This is a genomic window from Streptococcus criceti HS-6, assembly GCF_000187975.2.
Lineage (GTDB): Bacteria > Bacillota > Bacilli > Lactobacillales > Streptococcaceae > Streptococcus > Streptococcus criceti.
In genome coordinates, this window is sequence record NZ_AEUV02000002.1 from 2,033,704 (window position 1) to 2,053,043 (window position 19,340).

Here is a 19,340-nt window from a genome sequence, read left to right on the forward strand (position 1 = left end):
TACCATCTTTCAAGCTATTTTGACAGATTTTTCTGAAAATTCTCTCGGGCAAAGACCTCCAGCCAAAGACATTTACCGGCTGCTGCGTTATAATAAAGGCAAATCATCCAATCGAGGTCCCTATGAAAATTTATACCATTAAAAATCAAGTTGCTCTTGAAAATACCTACATTCTGGAAAATGAACAAGCCCTTCTCGTTATTGATCCCGGAAGCAATGGTCAAGATATTTTGGCTAAGCTAAATGACTTGGTTAAGCCTGTCGCAGCAGTGCTTTTAACCCATGCCCACTATGACCATATCATGAGTCTGGATGCTGTTCGTGATAAGTTCGGACAGGCTCCAGCTTACATCTCAGAAAAAGAGGCAGGTTGGTTAACCAACCCTGTCGATAACCTGTCAGGCCTCCCCTGCCATGATGATATGGTGAATGTCAGAGCAAGGCCTGCTGACCACTTCTACCGCTACCGCCAGAACTATGAATTGGCTGGCTTTAATTTCACAGTTGTCCCAACGCCCGGCCACTCTTGGGGCAGCGTCTCCCTAATTTTCAAGACTGAGGAGGCTGTCTTTTCGGGCGATGCCCTCTTCTGCGAAACCATTGGCCGGACCGATCTTCCAACTGGCAATCGCCAGCAGCTCCTTGATGCCATTCGCAAAGAACTCTTTATACTGCCTAACCACTATCACGTTTATCCCGGCCACGGCTTTGATACTACTATTGGTCATGAGAAAACTTTCAATCCATTTTTTAGAAACTAGATAAAAGTGTTATAATGGATGATGGTTTATTTAGAACTTCTTTGTCAAATGTCATGTTTGATTTAGTCATAACCAAAAACGAATGGTTCCAGCTTCCTATTATTTGAAGGTTAGAGTCATTCGTTTTTTATATCCAATTATTTTTTATTTTGGGGACATTAGGGTTTTCTTCTTTTGAATATAGTCAATTAAATCCAAGGTCAAATCATAGCGTAAAAAGGGCGTAATCAGATAGATTCCATTAAAATATTCTAAAGCACAGTCGATTAATTTCTTGCTTTCTGCCAAAGCAATGGCCTGACAGGCCTTTTTATCATCCTTAACAGTTTCCAGCTTTTCCAGAAACACTTCTGGCAAGTGAATTCCCGGAACCTCATTATGCAGAAAAACAGCATTGTTATAGGAGGTTATAGGCATAATGCCGATGAAAAAGGGCTGGTCATAAGCTTCTGTTAAATGTCCCAGTTGATGGATAATTTCTTCACTAAAAATAGGCTGGGTAATAAAATAATCTGCCCCTGCTTTAATTTTACGTTCAATCAGACGACTGCTTTTTTCGAGATGATGGACATTGGGATTAAAAGCTGCCGCCGTTGTAAAATGGGTTGTTCTTTTCAAACTGGCCCCACTATAGCCTTTTCCGTGGTTTAATTGCTTAATTAGAGAAAGTAATTTAAAACTGGTGGCATCATACACACTAGTAGCTCCGGGAAAATCACCAATTTTTGTGGGATCTCCTGTAATAGCCAGCAGTTGATTAAATCCCAATACATCCATTCCCAACAAGCGTGACTGCAAGCCTATCATATTATGATCGCGACAAGCAACATGGAGTAAAAAAGGCGTTGTTACTTCATTTTTTAATAGGGAAGCAAGACTGAGATTGCAAATACGCGTTTTGGCTAAAGAATTGTCTGCTAAAGTAATCGCAGCAATATTCTTTTTATCTAAGGCTTTAATCCCTTCAATAAATTTTTCAATAGCCAAGGTCTTTGGGGGGTCAATCTCAGCAATGATAGTGACTTCTTTTTTAGCCTTATCTGCCAACGTTTCTTTTTTACTAATTTCATCAATGAGTTCTTCTTCCGTAATCAATGGGGTAATAGTTTTACGTTCAACTGGCTTTAAATTTTTGATGCCCCGCTTAATAGCCCTTATATGATCTGGAGTCGTTCCGCAGCAGCCGCCAATCAAGCGCACACCTTCTTCCACAAAAAGCCGAGCGCAATATTCGAAATAGTCAGCATTCTGGCTAAAGCGATACTGTCCTTTTTCATTGTCGCTAGCAAATGATAAAAGGCTGGCATTAGGATAAGCAGACAGATAACTTTGTGCAAAAAGCGGCACCTGCTTGAAGGACTGAATCATGTGATAAGGTCCCAGATGACAGTTCAGCCCGACAATATCAGCGCCTAACATCACCAAATGACTGAGGGCTTCTACTAAGGGACGGCCATCTTCTGTGATGCCTGCTTCATGAAGAGCCATATTGGTTATCAAGGGCAAATCAGTCAGTGGCCTTATCGCTTTCACGACAGCCTCTAACTCTTCCCTGTCATAATAAGTTTCAAGCAGCAAGCCGTCCAGCTGCCCGGTTTCTAAAAGCGCCTGAGCCTGCTCAACGGTCTCTTCGACAATGTCTGCTAGGCTAAGATCGCACTGTCTCAGCCCCCGCGAAGCTCCTATCGTCCCCAGAACAAAAACACTTTCTCCGGCAGCCTGACGGGCGATCTCAACCGCTTTTTGATTGATTAGCTTAACATCATTGTCATGGCCAAAACTTTTAAGGCGGTGGCGTTTAGCACCGTAAGTATTGGTCTGGATGATATCAGCACCGGCATCAATATAGGCCTTATGAATGGCTGAAATACGTTCTGGATGACTGATATTATAATAATCATGACAGGATTCCAGACCATCAGCGTAAAGAAGGGTTCCCATAGCACCGTCAGCTACTAAAATATCGGTTTTTAGTTTGTCTAGCAATTTGGACATGGACACTCTCCTTAATTAACTTCTTAATTTCCGACGAACTTCCTTGGTTGCTGCAACTAAAACTTTAAGAGCAGCAAGCGTTTCAGGTTCTTGACGAGTTTTCAGCCCGCAGTCAGGATTGACCCAAAACTGCTTAGGAGACAATTTACGCAGAGGCCTTTCGATATTAGCGATGATTTCTTCTTTAGTCGGCACGCGCGGAGAGTGGATATCGTAAACGCCTAAACCTATCCCCAGCGGATAAACTGCTGTCTCAAAGGATTCGATAATGTCTCCGTGACTGCGGCTGGTTTCAATGGAAATAACATCCGCATCAAGCGCCCGAATAGAATCAATGATTTCATCGAATTTAGAATAACACATGTGCGTATGAATCTGCGTTTCATCTTTAACAGATGAGGTAGCAATATGAAAGGCGCGAACGGCATCATCAAGATAAGCCTTTTGCTTAGCCTTGCGCAGCGGTAGTCCCTCACGAAGGGCAGCTTCATCAACTTGGATGATAGCAATACCGGCATCTTCCAGAAGCTTAATTTCATCTTTGATAGCTAGACCAATTTGATCAAAGAGCTGTCTGCGTGGAATATCTGTGCGGTCAAAAGACCAGTTAGTAATGGTAATCGGTCCCGTCAGCATTCCCTTAACCGGCCGGTCAGTCAGACTCTGCGCATAAATCGTTTCACGGACAGTCAAGGGTTTAATGTGCTGCACATCCCCGTAAATAATAGGTGGTTTCACAGCCCGAGAACCGTAAGATTGGACCCAGCCAAGCTTCGTCGTAGCAAAGCCAGCCAGCTGTTGACCAAAGAATTCGATCATATCAACCCGCTCAAATTCGCCATGGACTAAAACATCAAGATCTAAATCTTCCTGAATCTTGATCCAGCGTTTAATTTCAGCATTTATATAGTCTTGATAATCCTCATCGCTGATGTTTCTGCGTTTCCAAGCTAAGCGTGTCCGTCTGATTTCCTGCGATTGCGGAAAAGAGCCTATGGTTGTCGTAGGCAAAAGCGGTAACTGTAGTTTTTTCTGCTGCAGATCTCGTCTCTTTTTAAAACTGCTGATGCGCTTAGTTGCTGCTTGCTCCGCATTTTCCAATTCAACATTTCTGAAATCAGCAGCCTGTAGTGCTTCAAAATGAGCGATATGCTCGTGATAGGCAGGAGTTTCTCGGCCGTCCAGCTTTTCAGTCAGAAGTTTGACTTCCTGCAATTTTTCATCAGCAAAGGCCAGACCGTTTAACAAAACAGTTTCTAGATCCGTTTCATTTTTAGTCGTTACAGGCACATGCAAAAGTGAACAAGAAGGCTGGACGGTCACCTCAGCAGAATTGTCTTTGATAATATTCAAAAGTTCGGCAGTCTTCACAAAATCGGAACTCCAGATATTACGACCGTCAACCATCCCTGCAAAGATTTCCTTATCTTTGAAAAGTCCCGAAGTCAAAGCAGCAAGATTTTCTTCCAGACCATGAACAAAATCAAGTCCAAAACCTGCAACAGGGAGTTGTGATAGGCTTTCGGCATTAATCAAAGCTTCAAAGTAAGTTTGAAAGATAAATTTAGCCTGAGGAATTTCCTTAGCAAAATAACCATAGACGCCTTTTGCTGCTTCAAGATAATCAGCGCCTTCATCAGTCACAAAGATCGGCTCATCAATCTGAATATAGACGGCACCTGCCTCAACTAACTCTTTAAAAACTTGTTTGTAGAGCGGTAGGAGACTTTTTACAGCAGCAGTGAAGTCTTCAACTCCCGATGACAGAGCTACATAGGTAATAGGCCCTGTGATAACGGGCTTTGCCTTATCCCCTACAATCTCTCTTGCTTCTAAATAAAGTTCCAGAAGCCGATTATTATTCAGTTTGGGACGTTTTTTTGTCCACTCAGGAACAATGTAGTGGTAGTTGGTATTAAACCATTTTTTCATAGAGGAAGCGACATTTTCCTTGTCGCCCCGAGCAATAGAAAAGTATAAATCAATATCTGCTACTTCTTTAGCAAAGCGCTTAGGAATAATATTGAACTGCACAGACAAGTCCAAAATGTGATCATAAAAGGAAAAATCACCAACCGGAATTAAATCTAATCCCGCATTTAGCTGTTTTTTCAAGAAATCTGTGCGCAGCGCTTTTGCTCCTGCAAACAGTTCCTGCTGACTAATTTTTTGGGACCAGTAAGATTCAATCAGCTTTTTCCATTCACGATTTTCTCCTAAACGCGGATAACCTAAATTAGAAATTTTTGTCATTTCACCCTCCCTTATAGTTTTAAGTTAATATAAAGAAATTACTTAACTTAAAACTATACTCTGTTTTTTATTTGATGATAAAAATCATACTAGATATTCCTTGTTAAATCAATAAATTATGATTTTTGATTTTTTATCTTCTTCTATAGCTAGAAACTATAGAAAAAGGCTTAGTTATAATTTTTAGCTATATCTAATACTTAGGATTTCCTGTTAATCCAAAAAATTAAAAATAGAAATGGCAATAAAACGCAGGTATTAGAGAGGGCGGGAAGGCTTCATATTCTTTAAGATATGCAGAGACTATTACTTATACAGTGATTCATTAGGTTATTCATTTTTTATAGCGCCAGCAGTTTGGAAAACTAGTGGAGTCTGATGAACTGCGCAGAATCGGGTCCGAAATGCTCCAACGGAGGACTTCAACCTGAGCTGGGACATTAAAGAGCGAGTAAGTCAAGACTTGGTCTTCTGATTTCTTATACGTCAGATTCAGAGATTGCAGAGGAGGATGCAGCCCTATCATAGCAATCTATCTCATTTTCAGTCTATCTTTCTCCACGCAGCCGTAGGCGCATTCCATTTGATATACTGGCATATACTTTGATTTTCGACGAAAGTGGATTTGAAAATCTCAGTTAAGCGCATAAGAAAAACACACCTAGACCATTGCTCCAAGGAGCGTTTCGGTCACTAGTGTGTTTTAAACATTATATAGCTTTTTTATCTTGTCCTAGGGCCCTTTGGACAGCCTTGACTATTTCAACTAGAACGACAATGAGGAGACTGGCAATAATAACAGCCAACCATTGAGCCGCATCGAGGTAGGAAACGTGGAAGAGCTTGTTAAAACCAGGTACCACGATAGTCATCATAAGAATTAGGAAGGCTACTGGGATTGCCCAGTTAAAGGTTGGGTTACTAAATGGTCTAACCTTGAAAATCGATTGATAAACCGACTTAACATTAAAGGCGTGGAGGAGTTGGATCAGACCCAGGGTTGCGAAGGTCATAGTCAAAGCATCCGCATGCATCATCTGACTATCGGTATGTTCTGGGAACATCAGAGCCCAGCCGTAAATACCAATAACCAGAGCTGTTTGCAGGAGACCTTGATAGATGACAGCTCCAAAGACCCCACCGTCAAAGAAGTTGGACTTACGGCCACGTGGTTTATGGGTCATAACACCAGGTTCCGCCGGTTCAACTCCGAGAGCAATGGCTGGTAGGGTGTCGGTTACCAAGTTAATCCACAGAAGATGGACAGGTTGGAGAACATCCCAGCCAAAGAGGGTAGCCAAGAAAATGGTGAAAACTTCAGCCATATTAGCTGAAAGCAGGTACTGGATAGATTTTTGGATGTTGGAGAAGACCTTGCGCCCTTCTTCAACCGCAACAATAATCGTTGCGAAGTTATCATCCGCCAGAACCATATCGGAAGCCCCTTTAGACACTTCCGTTCCGGTGATTCCCATACCAATACCGATATCAGCGGTCTTAAGGGATGGGGCATCATTGACGCCGTCACCTGTCATGGCAACAACCTTGCCTTCATTTTGCCAAGCTTTAACGATACGCACCTTATGCTCTGGTGATACCCGAGCATAGACGGAGTATTTCCTAAAGACCTTTTGGAAATCATCGTCTGACAATTCATTGAGCTCAGCTCCGGTCAGGACGTGGTCCTGGCCGTCTTCCTCAATAATTCCCAAGCGCTTAGCGATAGCCTCTGCAGTATCTTGGTGGTCTCCAGTAATCATAATCGGACGGATACCAGCTTCCTTGGCTACCTCAACTGCATGGGCGGCTTCTGGCCGCTCAGGATCAATCATGCCGACTAAACCAGAGAAAATCAAATCGGCTTCAACAATCTCAGATTCCATAGTAGGAATTTCATCTACGCGCTTGTAGGCCATCATCAGCACCCGCAGGGCTTGCTTGGCCAAATCCTTGTTCGTAGCCAAGATCTCCTTTTTATCGGCTTCTGTGATGGGGCGGATTTGACCATTTTCCTCAATCTGTGTCACTCGCTTGAGCAACTGATCAGGAGCACCTTTGACAGCAACAAAGTAAGAATGATCAGTTTCTCTATGAATAGTTGACATGAGCTTGCGGTCTGAATCAAATGGCAACTCAGCCACACGAGGTTCAGCCTGCAAGACTTCGCGCACGTCAAAATTATGGTCAAAACCAAATTGAACTAGAGCAGTTTCTGTTGGATCACCAATCAGCTTACCCTGAGGGTCAACCTTGGTATCATTGGCAAAGTTCATAACCCGCAGAGTGTTATTTTCTGCAGAAATATCAGCAGCCGAAGATTGGAGATGACCGTTGGTATAAAGCTTCTCGACAGTCATCTGATTCATGGTCAGAGTACCAGTCTTATCTGAGGCGATAATTTCGGTTGAACCCAGTGTTTCGACAGCCGGTAGTTTACGCACGATAGAGTTACGTTTAGCCAAAGTCTTAGTCCCCATGGACAAGACAATGGTAACGATAGCAGGTAGACCTTCTGGTATTGCTGCAACAGCCAAAGCCACGGCTACCATAAGTCCGTTCAAAGGTTCTTCACCGCGGACAAAGATACCAACTAAGAAGGTAATCAGGGCGATAACAACAATTAAATAGGTTAGGGCCTTGGAAAGCTGAGTTAGGCTCTGTTTGAGCGGCGTCTCAGTCTCATCAGCATTGGCCAGCATATTAGCAATCTTGCCGACTTCGGTGTACATCCCTGTGTTGGCTACAACACCGGAACCACGTCCGTAAGTGACATTGGAATTTTGGTAGGCCATATTGAGGCGGTCACCAATTCCAGCATCTTCCGCCACATCAACATTTAAGTCCTTTTCAACTGGAACGGATTCCCCTGTCAGAGCTGCTTCTTCAATCTTCAATGAAGCTGCTTCCAAAAGCCGCATATCAGCTGGTACTACATCACCAGCTTCCAAAAGGACAATATCTCCTGGCACCAATTCCTTGGAGTCAATTTCGGTCACATGACCATCACGGCGAACTCGAGCTAAAGGACTGGACATATCCTTAAGAGCTTCAATGGCTGCTTCCGCCTGTCCTTCCTGATAAACACCAAATGCGGCATTCAATATCACAACGGCCAGAATAATCAGGGCATCCGTCAAACCATCCATTCCTTCGGTAAGGACAGACAGAGCAGCCGCTACTAAAAGAATGATAATCATCAAATCCTTGAATTGGTCAATAAACTTAGCAATCAGTCCCCGTTTTTCACCTTCATCCAGCTCATTTTTACCATAGGCTTCTAGACGGCTTTGAGCCTGACTGGACGTCAAACCCTCTCTTGAACTGTCTACTTCTTTTAGGACTTCCTCAGCACTTTGCACGTGATAAGAGGGCCTACTTTGTTCTTTGGACATAGTTTCCTCCATTAAACTAATAAATATAGGGGCAGATTTGTGAGACTGCCGCAGTTTGAGTTTTAATCTCTTTTTTTCATAAAAAAGAGACCTGCTTAAAAACAAGTCTCGCTGTTTAAGTCAGTGCCGGAAATTGCTTTCGTAATGACGACACTGACACGTTTTCAAGGGTCTCATACCCTTTCAAACGTCTGCTACTCCCTTGGTATACTTTCTATTATATAAAAAATCAGGATGAAGCTCAAGAAAAAGTTCTTTATTTTATGGCTGGATAGCCTGCTTCAATCACTCATAAGATTCATTGGGTTTGGGTCTTTTCAATCTCCCCAAGCGATTCGCATATCGTAGGAAGCTAAAGGACGGTCTGCTTCCGGATCAGTTAAGAGATCATAGATCAGATGAAGCTGCTGGCTGTCCCGGTCTAGCTGAAAGGTCTTTGTCCTCGTTACCAGACGCTGGACCCCCATTGAGGTTGGAATGGCCGCAAAATCAAGGTTCCCCTTAAGGAAACGCATGATAGATTTAGGGTTAGAAAAGCGGGTCATGACTAGTTCCTTATGATTGAGTTTGATGACCACCTTTTCGTTCTGACTATTTTGATGAATGAGGTAGTCATAATCCCCCTTATTGGTCCACTGACAGTCATGAATTTCTTCAATCAGCTCTGTCTGTTCTTCCATTTGGATAGTATTATAAATTTTAATCTGCACGGCTTGCCTCCAAAAACAGTGAATGTGTCTTCTAATTTTCAAATATTTTCCAAAGCCTGTTTTTTGCCCTAATATTCTATCAAGTTCAACCTAATTTCGCAATTTTTGCTATACTAAAATCATGAATGAAAAAATTTTTCGTGATCCTGTCCACAATTATATATCCGTCACAGATTCTCTTATCTATGACCTGATTAACACTAGTGAATTTCAACGCCTGCGGCGGATAAAGCAGTTGGCAACAACCAGTTACACCTTTCATGGGGCTGAGCACAGCCGTTTTTCTCATTGTCTGGGTGTTTATCATATTGCCAGCCGAGTGGTTGATTATTTTGAAAAGCATTATCCTGATGATTGGAATCCAGACGACAGTCTACTGACTATGGCTGCCGCTCTCCTTCATGATTTGGGACATGGGGCTTATTCTCATACCTTTGAACGGCTCTTTGACACCAACCACGAAGCTATTACGCAAGAGATTATTACTAACAACCAGACCGAGGTCAATGCCGTTTTGCGCCGAATAGCCCCAGATTTCCCCGATAAAGTCGCTAGTGTCATTAACCACACTTACCCCAATAAACAGGTAGAACAACTGATTTCCAGCCAAATTGACTGCGACCGCATGGACTATCTTTTGCGAGACGCCTACTACACGGGGGCCAGTTACGGTCAATTTGATTTAACACGGATTCTTAGTGTTATTCGTCCGCATGGCAATGGCATTGCTTTTACCATTAATGGAACCCATGCTATTGAGGACTATCTGGTCAGCCGCTACCAGATGTACATGCAGGTTTATTTCCACCCGGCCAGTCGGGCCATGGAGGTTCTCTTGCAAAATCTTCTTAAGCGAGCCAAGGCACTCTATCCTCAGCAACAGGCCTATTTTGAGAAAACATCGCCTTGTCTGATTCCCTTCTTTGAGAAGAGCTACAGCCTGCAGGACTATCTTTATTTGGACGATGGGGTGATGAACACCTATTTTCAGAGCTGGATGACCTCTGATGATGCCATTTTGGCTGACTTAGCTAATCGCTTCATCAATCGTAAGCTCTTCAAATCTGTCATTTTAACGCAGGCCAGCCAGACGTCTCTCACAGCACTACAAAAACTGGTCGCAGCTATTGGCTATGACCCTGACTATTATACAGCCGAGCATAAAAATTTTGATTTGCCTTACGATATTTACCGACCTGAAAAAGAAAATCCTCGTACTCAGATTGAACTTCTGCAAAAAGACGGCAGCCTCAAGGAACTCAGTCAAGAATCCGACTTAGTCAAGGCTCTGACAGGAACCGTTCACGGCGACAGTCGTTTCTATTTTCCAGCTGAGATGCTGGCAACTGATGACCTTTTTAGCAGTGAAAAAGAAGAGTTCCTTGGGCACATCAACAATGATCGCCTGCTATAATCTCAAAATCAGAAAGAGACCTATGAGGCTGGTCCAAAACTTATCCAGCACTCCTGTTTGGGAATAAACTCTTGGCACAGTGGTTGGGAGTAAGACTAAGTTGGCGTAGCCAACAAGTCTTGCTCCTGCATGGTTCATCAGGTGCTTTAGCACCAATCAACCACTGCTGACTGGCTTTCCTTTCACCACAAGCCCAATGCGGAAAAACTAAACGAATGTGAGAGTGAAAATCAGTAAATCGTGATAAAATCACGATTTTGATTTTCCTCGCTCTCCCATTTTAAGGATTAGGCCTCTGTACTTTCCTGCTTTTAGGTGGCAGGCTCTCCCCAGACTGCCAAAGTCCACTGGAGCATTTAAATCCCACTTCCGCACAGTTGATTAGATTGGCCGCTATCATTTGCGTGGGAGTTAAACAGTTCAGTGGACTGTTTAAGAAAAGGGGCGCTTAAAAATGGGACTGTGCCCCAAAGATAAGAGCTGCCAATCAACCAATGCGTCAATCTAGTAAATCTAGAACTATGCGAACGAGTCTGGACTTTTGTCCCAGACTCCACTGCTAGCTAAGGCCAAAGCGGAAAAACTAAACGAATGTGATGAACCTCCTTAATTTTATTCCCAACCTCGAAAGGGTCCCCCAGCCCCTTTGAGCTGTGCGGGAGTGGGTTAAAAAGGTCTGGGAGACTTTTTTCATCGGGAAATGAAGCTTGCAAAGTAATGGTCTGGGGAGAGATCGTTTCAGGTCATCACTTTAAAACCAGAACGTGGTGAGACCTAAAATTTTCAATTTTTGGGTTGATACTACCCCATAGTGCCAGTGTCTTTTCCTCTCCCATAGTGCCAGCTGACAAATAGCCTGATTTTTAGTAAAATAGTAGGGATGTATCAGCCCTCAAGCCTAGGACACTGAGTGCTTGGGCTTTTACTTTATTCTATGAATCAAAACTGGAGAAAACAAAACCATGTCAATTAAACTTGTGGCCATCGATATTGATGGCACACTGGTCAACAGTAAGCGAAAAATCACACCTGAAGTCTATCAGGCCATTCAAGAGGCCAAGGCTGCTGGGGTTAAGATTGTTATCACAACTGGTCGACCAATCGCCGGCGTCCAAGAGCTCCTAAATGAACTCAATTTAAACGAACCCGATAACTATGTCATCACCTTCAATGGTGCCTTGGTGCAAGAGACAGCTACTGGTCAAGAAGTCATCAAGGATGCACTTAGCTATGAAGATTACTTAGACATTGAATACCTAGCCACTAGACTAGGTATTCACTCCCATGCCATTACCAAAGATGGTATCTACACTAGCAACCGCAATATCGGTAACTATACGGTCCATGAAGCTACTCTCGTCAGCATGCCAATTTTCTATCGGACCCCTGAAGAAAATCGTGATAAGGAATTCGTCAAAACCATGTATATCGATGAGCCTGAAATTCTGGATCAAGCCATTGCTAAAATTCCGCAAGAATTTTATGACCGTTTTACCATCGTTAAATCTCGTCCCTTCTACCTAGAAGTGCTGAACAAGACTTCTAATAAAGGGACTGCTGTCCTCCATTTAGCCGAGAAATTAGGTATTTCAGTTGAGGAAACTATGGCTATCGGCGATGAAGAGAACGACCGAGCTATGCTAGAAGTGGTTGGCCATCCAATTGTTATGGAAAATGGCAATCCAGAACTGAAAAAAATTGCTCAGCACATTACCAAATCAAACGACGAATCCGGTGTTGCATACGCCATTAGAAAGTGGGTTTTAGATTAATGTTTACTTATAAAGTGGGAATTTCTGCTCAAGAACATGACCAATTTGCCAAGGCCAGTAACCAAACCAATTTACTGCAAAGCTCCAATTGGGCTCAGGTCAAAGACAACTGGGATAACGAACGCCTTGGCTTTTATCAGGACGATGAAATGGTGGCCTCTGCTTCTATCCTGATTAAACGCTTGCCTCTGGGTATGACTATGCTCTACATTCCACGCGGACCAATCATGGATTACCAAAATCAGGACATCGTAGATTTCGTTATCAAGTCCCTCAAGAAATATGGTAAATCAAAACATGCCCTCTTTATCAAATTCGATCCGGCTCTGTTGCTTAAGGCCTATAAGATTGGCGAGGAAACGGAGGAAAATTCAGAAACTCTGTCTGTTCTTGATAACCTCAAAAAGGCAGGGGTTGAGTGGACTGGCCGAACCATGGAAATTGCTGAAAGCATTCAGCCACGTTTTCAAGCCAATGTCTATACGCAGGAAGATATGCTGGCGACCTTCCCTAAACACACCAAACGTCTGATGAAGGATGCCAAAAAGCGGGGGGTTATTACCAGCCGGGGGACCATTGATGATGTGCAGGCTTTCGCTGATGTCGTTGCACTGACCGAAGATCGTAAGGGTGTAGCTCTGCGCAACTACGACTATTTCAAGAAGATGATGACCATCTATGGCGATGATGCCTACCTTCATCTGGCCAAGGTTAACCTGCCTAAACGTCTGGCCGAATATAAAGAACAATTAGCTCAGATTGAAAAAGATTTGTCAGAGACTGCTGAAAATCAAAAGAAACGACTGACTAAGTTGACCCAGCAAAAGAATTCCGTCCAAAAATACATCACCGAGTTTGAAGAATTTGTTGATAAATACGACGATGAGCTCATTATCGCCGGGATCTTATCCGTTCGTTTCGGCAATGTCATGGAAATGCTCTATGCCGGTATGAATGATGAATTTAAGAAATTCTACCCACAGTATTCACTCTACCCTAAAGTTTTTGAAGATGCCTACGCTGATGGTATTATCTGGGCCAATATGGGGGGCGTCGAAGGGACTTTGGACGATGGTCTGACCAAATTTAAATCTAACTTCAATCCAACCATTGAGGAATTTATTGGTGAATTTAACATTCCCGTCAGCCTTCTCTACAAACCAGCTATGTACGCTTACAATAAACGTAAACAAGCAAGGAGTAACCACTAATGACTTTTGAGATTTTAAGCAAAGATGTCTTTGAGACCTTTAGCCAAAAGGTTGCTTACAAGTCCTTTATGCAGTCACCCCAGATGGCTGAGCTTTTTAAAAAGCGGGGTTATAAAATTGCTTATGTCGGCCTTAGAGCTGACGGCGACCTCCAAGTAGCTGCCTTGGTCTATTCCATGCCCATGACCGGTGGTCTCCACATGGAAATTAACTCAGGCCCTTTCTCGACAGATACAAAATACCTAAGTGATTTCTACCGAGGTCTACAGGATTACGCTAAAAGTGAAGGAGCTTTAGAGTTAATTGTCAAGCCCTATGATACCTATCAAACCTTCGATAGTGATGGCCAGCCAAATGACGATGCTAAACCAGACCTGATTAAGACCTTTACCGATTTAGGCTTTGTCCATGATGGCCTGCAGACAGGTTATCCTGGCGGGGAACCCGATTGGCATTACGTCAAGGATATGCGGGAGATTACTGCCGATAACCTCATGAAATCCTTGAGCAAAAAGGGACGCCCTCTGGTTAAGAAATCCAAGACCTTCGGAACCAAGCTGAAAAAATTGACCCGCGAAGAACTTCCTATCTTTAAGGAAATTACCTCATCGACCTCTGATCGGCGAGATTATACTGATAAGGATTTGGACTACTACCAAGACTTCTATGATAGTTGGGGAGATCAGGCCGAATTCATGATTGCCAGCCTTAATTTTCAGGATTACGCTAACCACCTCAAAGAAGGTCAGGCCAATCTTCAAGTTAAGCTAGACAAACTCGCCCAAACCCATGCTAAAAATCTTGAGTCTTCCAAATACCTGCGGCAAAAGAAGGAATTGGATCAACAATTAGCGACCTTTGATAAACGTCTGGAAGAGGCTCAGGAATTAATTAACAAGCACGGAGATCAAGATGTGATTCTAGCTGGCAGTCTCTTTGTTTACACCAAGCAGGAAGCCATCTATCTATTTTCAGGCTCTTATACCGAATTTAACAAATTCTATGCCCCAGCTCTCCTGCAAGAATATGTTATGCTGGAGGCTATTAAACGTGGTATCCCAAGCTATAATTTCCTTGGTATTCAGGGGATATTCGATGGCTCCGATGGTGTTCTCCGCTTCAAGCAGAACTTCAACGGTTACATTACTCGCAAGATGGGAACCTTCCGCTACTATCCAAATCCTTTCAAATTTAAAATCCTGAAGGGTATCAAAAAACTTCTAGGACGGCAATAACAAATCAAGAGGCTGAGCAATAACTCGTCCATTCCTGTTTCGGCATAAGCTCTTGGTGCAGTGGTTGGGAGGAAGACTTCTTGGCTTAGCCAAGAAGTCTTCCTCCTGCACAGTTCATTAGATGCTTTAGCACCAATGAACCACTGCTGGCTGGTTTTCCTTTTGCTAAAGTCCAAAGCACAAAACCTAAACGAATGTGGTGATAACCATTGTTTATCTTATTTCTTTCTACTCCCTTTTTAGATTCAGATAATTTGAAGGAAGCCAGATTATATCTTACCACAGTCAAAAACGGCTAGATGCGTGTACATCTAGCCGTTTTATTATGAATCAAATCAACCGATTAATTTACAAAGTCAAGCAAAGCTAAGAAGCTATCTGCTTGCAGTGAAGCACCACCAACGAGAGCGCCATCGACATTTTCTTTAGCCATATATTCTGCAACATTTTCAGGTTTCACAGAACCACCGTATTGGATACGAACAGCTTCTGAAACTTCCTTACCATAAAGTTTTTCAACAGTTGAACGAACAACACCGCAGATATCATCAGCAATGTTAGCGTCAGCGGATTTACCAGTACCAATAGCCCAGATTGGTTCGTAAGCGATAACCATGCTTGCAACTTGATCTGCACTCAAGCCTTTAAGGTCAGCAGTGATTTGGCCTTCAATCCATTCAGCTGTTTTACCAGCTTCATAAGTTTCAAGAGACTCACCGCAGCAAAGGATTGGGATCATATTGTGGTTGAAAATAGCATGAGCTTTTTTGTTGATTTCTTCGTCTGTTTCATGGAAGTAATCACGGCGTTCAGAGTGACCAATGATGACATATTCAACACCAAGAGCTTCCAGAGCTGCTGGACTTGTTTCGCCGGTGAAAGCTCCAAAATCTTCCCAGTAACAGTTTTGGGCTGCCACTTGTAGCTCAGTATCTTTAACACCTTTTTTCATGCCTTCAAGGAACAGGGCAGGGGAACCAACAACAGTATCAACAAGTTCGCTTGATGGAATGTTGTTTTTCACTGCATCAATGAATTCACGTGCTTCTGCAGCCGTCTTATTCATTTTCCAGTTTCCAGCGATAATTGGTTTACGTGACATTTCACATACCTCTTCTATATTTTATTTACTCCTTCATTCTACCATAAATCACTGGGCATTTAAAGATTTACCTAGATTTTTCTCTATTGCCAAGGCAGTCAAATAAGCTGCTCAGGATCGATTTCAAACTCTTTCAAGAGAGCTTGCAATTTATCAAAATTCAAGCGAAAATGCTCCAACTTGTGGCCATCTGACCCTAGAGAATATTTTTGACAACCAAGCTTTTTGACTAAACCGAGTGCGTAGCGATAAAGATCTTCATGATGGTAAAGATAGATGGATTTACTATTTAGCTCAAAAGCCAAGTCATTCTCAATCATCTTTTGGAAAATGATTATCAGCTGTGGTTCATAAACCTGCAAGTCAGCAGGGCTAAGTTCAAAGAGTCGAAAACCATAATCAAAATGGGCCAAGACATGAGCATCCACTCGCCCAATAGCAGCTTCTAGTAAATTCAGGTACTCAGGGATGACTTCATCCTTATCTCGCTCAGCTATTTCGTCATCCAGATAATCATTTTGTCCATTGTGGTGAACCGATAATAGCTTGAGGTCGAATGCCTTATCTGCCAAATAAGCCAAAATATCCGCTTCACGGGGTTGGTAATAACCGATTTCGATGCCACGTTTGATGCGACCTCCATAAGCTTGATTGAGTTGGTCAATTTCTCGACTGTAGGCATCATAATCAGGAATATCATCCTTTTTTGTATAGGGATTGGACAAATCAAAGTGTTCGGTTGTGACAATCTCTCCAGAATAAGCATCCAAATAATCTTTAAATTTAGCTTGAGAATCGTAAGAAAAATGAGTGTGTAGGTGATTATCCCGCATAACTGACCTCCTTGTTCTTATTTTATCATACTTTGCGACACGAAGTTTAACTAGTCTTCAACTCGCTAAACAAACAGTAAGGACATAGGGATTTTAATAGAAATGAGAGTTTTGTTTTGACCACCGAAATTCTTTTAACTATGCTATACTAGTTCTTAAGGTCTTAAAAACACGTTAAGGAAAGGAGGAAGGCATGGCCAACAAAAAGAAATCCCGCCCAAGTCGGTGGAAAAAACTTTTTAAGATTAAAAAGAAAAACCGTAAGTCGTTTGTTCTTACTTTACTTCTCATTCTTGCTATTTTGTTTTTTACAGGCTATGGCCTGTTCAGTCGGCTGACTGTTATCAATACCAAGCCTCCCCAAACCAGACAAGATAACCGCGATATTGCCGTCCTCTACTTCATCAATAATATTGGCGAAGATGCTCGATCCATTGCTCAAGATAATGACCTCTATGCTTCTGTCATGATTGCTCAAGCCATTTTAGAAAGTAATCATGGTACGTCTAAGCTTGGTTCTAACCCTAATTACAACCTCTTTGGGATTAAGGGGGATTATCAGGGAAACTCGGCTACCTTCCAAACCTGGGAGGATGATGGCAAGGGTAATACCTATAAGATTGATGCTGCTTTTCGAAAATATCCTTCTTACAAGGAATCGTTAGAGGATTATGCTGATATTCTCAGTAAGAATCTCTATGCAGATGCTAGGAAATCTAATACTACTAGCTATCGGGATGCAACCCAAGCCTTAACCGGTCGCTATGCAACTGACACCAGTTATAATACTAAGCTCAACTATTTGATTAAACTGTATCACTTGACTGATTACGATCAACCAGTCAGTCCCTATAAGCCGGGCCTACTTTATAATGTCTACAGACAAGCCTATACTGATGTTAATACGCTTGAAAAAGACAATAACTGGGCTAAAAATCAGCTGACCAATTAGACCTGCTAAGCGATAAAATTCTTTTCTACTTTATCCAGAAAAGCACTGAAATCAAACTATTTTTAACGAGAACGAAAAAAGAGCTATTCGAGAGAACAGCTCTTTCATAATACCTTATTTAGCAATGTCAAATACGACAGATTTAACATTGGTCATGGCGTGAATAGAATATTTAACCCCTTGAACACCAGCACCAGACTTCTTAGCTCCTAAGAATGGGAAGTTATCGGTACCACGTTGAGTCTTATTATTAATGTGGACGGTTCCAACTTCCAATTGTTCAGCAATCTTAAGAGCCAATGGGAAGTCCTGAGTGAAGACTGAGGATTGCAGGCCATATTCAGATTCATTGGCAATTTCCAAAGCTTCATCAACCGAGTTGACACGGATAATTGGCAGGACAGGACCAAATGGTTCTTCCCAAGCCAAACGCATATCAGTTGTCACCTTATCGAAGACAGTTGGATAAATCGTGTTACCTTCCCGCTTGATTGGTGTTGTAGCTACAGCACCCTTATCAGCAGCATCTTTAATCAAACCTTCCACAAAGTCGGCTGCCTTAGTGTCAATCAGCGGCGTGATGTCAGCATCTTCTTCTGGCATACCAACAGAGAGTTTTTCAACCTTCTCAGTGACTAATTTAACCAATTCATCTGCCACACTATCCATAACAAGCACGCGCTTAACGGCTGTACAACGTTGTCCAGAGTAACCAAAAGCACCAGCAACGATATTTTTAGCCGTTAACTCAAGATCAGCATCTTCGAGCACAATGGCTGCATCTTTACCACCGAGTTCCAACATGATTGGGCGCATACCAGCCAACCTACCAATGTTTTCACCGACTGGTGTTGATCCTGTAAAGTTGATAAAGTCAACAGCTTCATGTTCAACGATGTAGTCACCGATAACTGAACCTCGGCCTGTGATAGTATTGAAGACACCAGCAGGCAGACCAGCTTCAGCAAAGGCCTCAGCTAAGAGCAAGCCTGAGATTGATCCTTGCGTTGGTGGCTTAAAGGCAACAACGTTTCCGGAAATCAAGGCAGGGGCAATCTTGGAACCAGCCAAGTTAACAGGATAGTTAAATGGTGAGATAGCCAAGACCAAACCGACTGGTTCGCGACGAACTACTGCAATTTTACGCTTGCTGGCTGCATCGAAGCTGCCGCCTTCGAGGACTTCACCTTCAGCACGAACACCTTCTTCGGCAGCGAAATTGACAATTTCAGCTGTCCGAGTGACTTCACCAACGGCTGATTTCAGACCCTTGGCAATTTCTTTGGACAAAACAGAACCGATTTTTTCAGCATCTCGTTCTAAAATATCAGCAGCCTTATGAATATAAGCGGCACGTTCAATATAAGAGAGTGCCCGCCATTCTGGAAGAGCGGCTTTAGCTGATGCGTAAACATAATCAACCTCTTCATGGCTCATAGCTGGAACTGTACCCAGCTCTTTACCAGTCGCAGGTTCATAGATTGTGATTTCCTCATCTGATAACTTCCATTCACCATTGACATAGTTTTTGTATTGTTTAGTCATCTAGTTCTCCTTTTACTTATGATAGACCTATTCTATCACTTTTTACGTAATTTTCCAATATCTACTATGTTAATAATCTGAATATTTCGAAAGCTGCTTTTTTGATAAGAAGGAAAACCAGCCTTACTCCTTTAGGCTCCTAGATTAGAAAACAGCCGTCTGATC

At 42.6% G+C, this 19,340-nt stretch carries 13 protein-coding genes; 6 read left to right on the forward strand and 7 right to left on the reverse strand.

The genetic code is table 11. From position 1 onward, the window contains the following. Positions 1-122 precede the first annotated feature (122 nt). The gene (locus STRCR_RS09475) at positions 123-761 is read left to right on the forward strand and encodes an MBL fold metallo-hydrolase (RefSeq protein WP_004227778.1); all 639 of its coding nucleotides are present in this window, start codon (positions 123-125) and stop codon (positions 759-761) included. Positions 762-905: 144 nt separating this feature from the next. On the opposite strand, the gene STRCR_RS09480 is transcribed toward STRCR_RS09475, so the two are convergent. From STRCR_RS09480 to STRCR_RS09500, 4 genes are all read right to left on the reverse strand, one after another. Further along, positions 906-2,756: a bifunctional homocysteine S-methyltransferase/methylenetetrahydrofolate reductase gene (locus STRCR_RS09480; RefSeq protein WP_004229563.1), complete on the reverse strand. Its 1,851-nt coding sequence runs from the start codon at positions 2,754-2,756 to the stop codon at positions 906-908. Positions 2,757-2,771: 15 nt separating this feature from the next. Beyond that, positions 2,772-5,009, reverse strand: a complete 2,238-nt coding sequence (gene metE / locus STRCR_RS09485; protein WP_004225433.1) for a 5-methyltetrahydropteroyltriglutamate--homocysteine S-methyltransferase — start codon at positions 5,007-5,009, stop codon at positions 2,772-2,774. Positions 5,010-5,719: 710 nt separating this feature from the next. After that, on the reverse strand, positions 5,720-8,401 hold the full coding sequence (locus tag STRCR_RS09495) for a cation-translocating P-type ATPase (RefSeq protein ID WP_004227127.1): 2,682 nt from the start codon (positions 8,399-8,401) through the stop codon (positions 5,720-5,722). 317 nt (positions 8,402-8,718) lie between these two features. Beyond that, complete coding sequence (locus STRCR_RS09500) at positions 8,719-9,111, reverse strand: YwiB family protein (protein WP_004227142.1); 393 nt, start codon at positions 9,109-9,111, stop codon at positions 8,719-8,721. A 121-nt stretch (positions 9,112-9,232) separates the two neighbouring features. Between STRCR_RS09500 and STRCR_RS09505 the strand changes: the two genes are divergently transcribed. The 4 genes from STRCR_RS09505 (at position 9,233) to STRCR_RS09520 (ending at position 14,743) form a co-directional block, all read left to right on the forward strand. Continuing rightward, positions 9,233-10,525 carry an HD domain-containing protein gene (locus STRCR_RS09505; protein ID WP_004225131.1) on the forward strand — a complete coding sequence of 431 codons (1,293 nt, stop codon included), beginning with the start codon at positions 9,233-9,235 and terminating at the stop codon, positions 10,523-10,525. Positions 10,526-11,487: 962 nt separating this feature from the next. Then, positions 11,488-12,297, forward strand: coding sequence for a sugar-phosphatase (yidA, locus tag STRCR_RS09510; RefSeq protein WP_004228694.1), 810 nt, complete (start codon positions 11,488-11,490; stop codon positions 12,295-12,297). After that, positions 12,297-13,508: an aminoacyltransferase gene (locus tag STRCR_RS09515; RefSeq protein WP_004227325.1), complete on the forward strand. Its 1,212-nt coding sequence runs from the start codon at positions 12,297-12,299 to the stop codon at positions 13,506-13,508. The genes yidA and STRCR_RS09515 overlap by 1 nt, the downstream gene beginning before the upstream one ends. Continuing rightward, complete coding sequence (locus STRCR_RS09520; RefSeq protein ID WP_004225834.1) at positions 13,508-14,743, forward strand: aminoacyltransferase; 1,236 nt, start codon at positions 13,508-13,510, stop codon at positions 14,741-14,743. The genes STRCR_RS09515 and STRCR_RS09520 overlap by 1 nt, the downstream gene beginning before the upstream one ends. A 343-nt stretch (positions 14,744-15,086) precedes the next feature. Here STRCR_RS09520 and tpiA read toward each other — a convergent pair whose 3' ends face one another. Together tpiA and STRCR_RS09530 are read right to left on the reverse strand one after the other, a co-directional pair. Continuing rightward, positions 15,087-15,845 carry a triose-phosphate isomerase gene (gene tpiA / locus STRCR_RS09525; protein WP_004226820.1) on the reverse strand — a complete coding sequence of 253 codons (759 nt, stop codon included), beginning with the start codon at positions 15,843-15,845 and terminating at the stop codon, positions 15,087-15,089. Positions 15,846-15,943: 98 nt separating this feature from the next. Next, positions 15,944-16,678, reverse strand: a complete 735-nt coding sequence (locus STRCR_RS09530; protein ID WP_004225130.1) for a PHP domain-containing protein — start codon at positions 16,676-16,678, stop codon at positions 15,944-15,946. Between the two features lie 193 nt (positions 16,679-16,871). On the opposite strand from STRCR_RS09530, the gene STRCR_RS09535 reads away from it, so the two are divergent. Beyond that, complete coding sequence (locus tag STRCR_RS09535; RefSeq protein ID WP_004230100.1) at positions 16,872-17,630, forward strand: glucosaminidase domain-containing protein; 759 nt, start codon at positions 16,872-16,874, stop codon at positions 17,628-17,630. Positions 17,631-17,744: 114 nt separating this feature from the next. Here the strand turns inward: STRCR_RS09535 and STRCR_RS09540 are convergent, their stop codons facing one another. Next, positions 17,745-19,175, reverse strand: coding sequence for an NADP-dependent glyceraldehyde-3-phosphate dehydrogenase (locus STRCR_RS09540; RefSeq protein WP_004228692.1), 1,431 nt, complete (start codon positions 19,173-19,175; stop codon positions 17,745-17,747). Positions 19,176-19,340: the final 165 nt, after the last annotated feature.

Coding starts and splice junctions, on each gene's coding strand:
- STRCR_RS09475 (WP_004227778.1), top strand. CDS start 123: ATGAAAATTTATACCATTAAAAATCAAGTTGCTCTTGAAAATACCTAC.
- STRCR_RS09480 (WP_004229563.1), bottom strand. CDS start 2,756: ATGTCCAAATTGCTAGACAAACTAAAAACCGATATTTTAGTAGCTGAC.
- metE (WP_004225433.1), bottom strand. CDS start 5,009: ATGACAAAAATTTCTAATTTAGGTTATCCGCGTTTAGGAGAAAATCGT.
- STRCR_RS09495 (WP_004227127.1), bottom strand. CDS start 8,401: ATGTCCAAAGAACAAAGTAGGCCCTCTTATCACGTGCAAAGTGCTGAG.
- STRCR_RS09505 (WP_004225131.1), top strand. CDS start 9,233: ATGAATGAAAAAATTTTTCGTGATCCTGTCCACAATTATATATCCGTC.
- yidA (WP_004228694.1), top strand. CDS start 11,488: ATGTCAATTAAACTTGTGGCCATCGATATTGATGGCACACTGGTCAAC.
- STRCR_RS09515 (WP_004227325.1), top strand. CDS start 12,297: ATGTTTACTTATAAAGTGGGAATTTCTGCTCAAGAACATGACCAATTT.
- STRCR_RS09520 (WP_004225834.1), top strand. CDS start 13,508: ATGACTTTTGAGATTTTAAGCAAAGATGTCTTTGAGACCTTTAGCCAA.
- tpiA (WP_004226820.1), bottom strand. CDS start 15,845: ATGTCACGTAAACCAATTATCGCTGGAAACTGGAAAATGAATAAGACG.
- STRCR_RS09530 (WP_004225130.1), bottom strand. CDS start 16,678: ATGCGGGATAATCACCTACACACTCATTTTTCTTACGATTCTCAAGCT.
- STRCR_RS09535 (WP_004230100.1), top strand. CDS start 16,872: ATGGCCAACAAAAAGAAATCCCGCCCAAGTCGGTGGAAAAAACTTTTT.
- STRCR_RS09540 (WP_004228692.1), bottom strand. CDS start 19,175: ATGACTAAACAATACAAAAACTATGTCAATGGTGAATGGAAGTTATCA.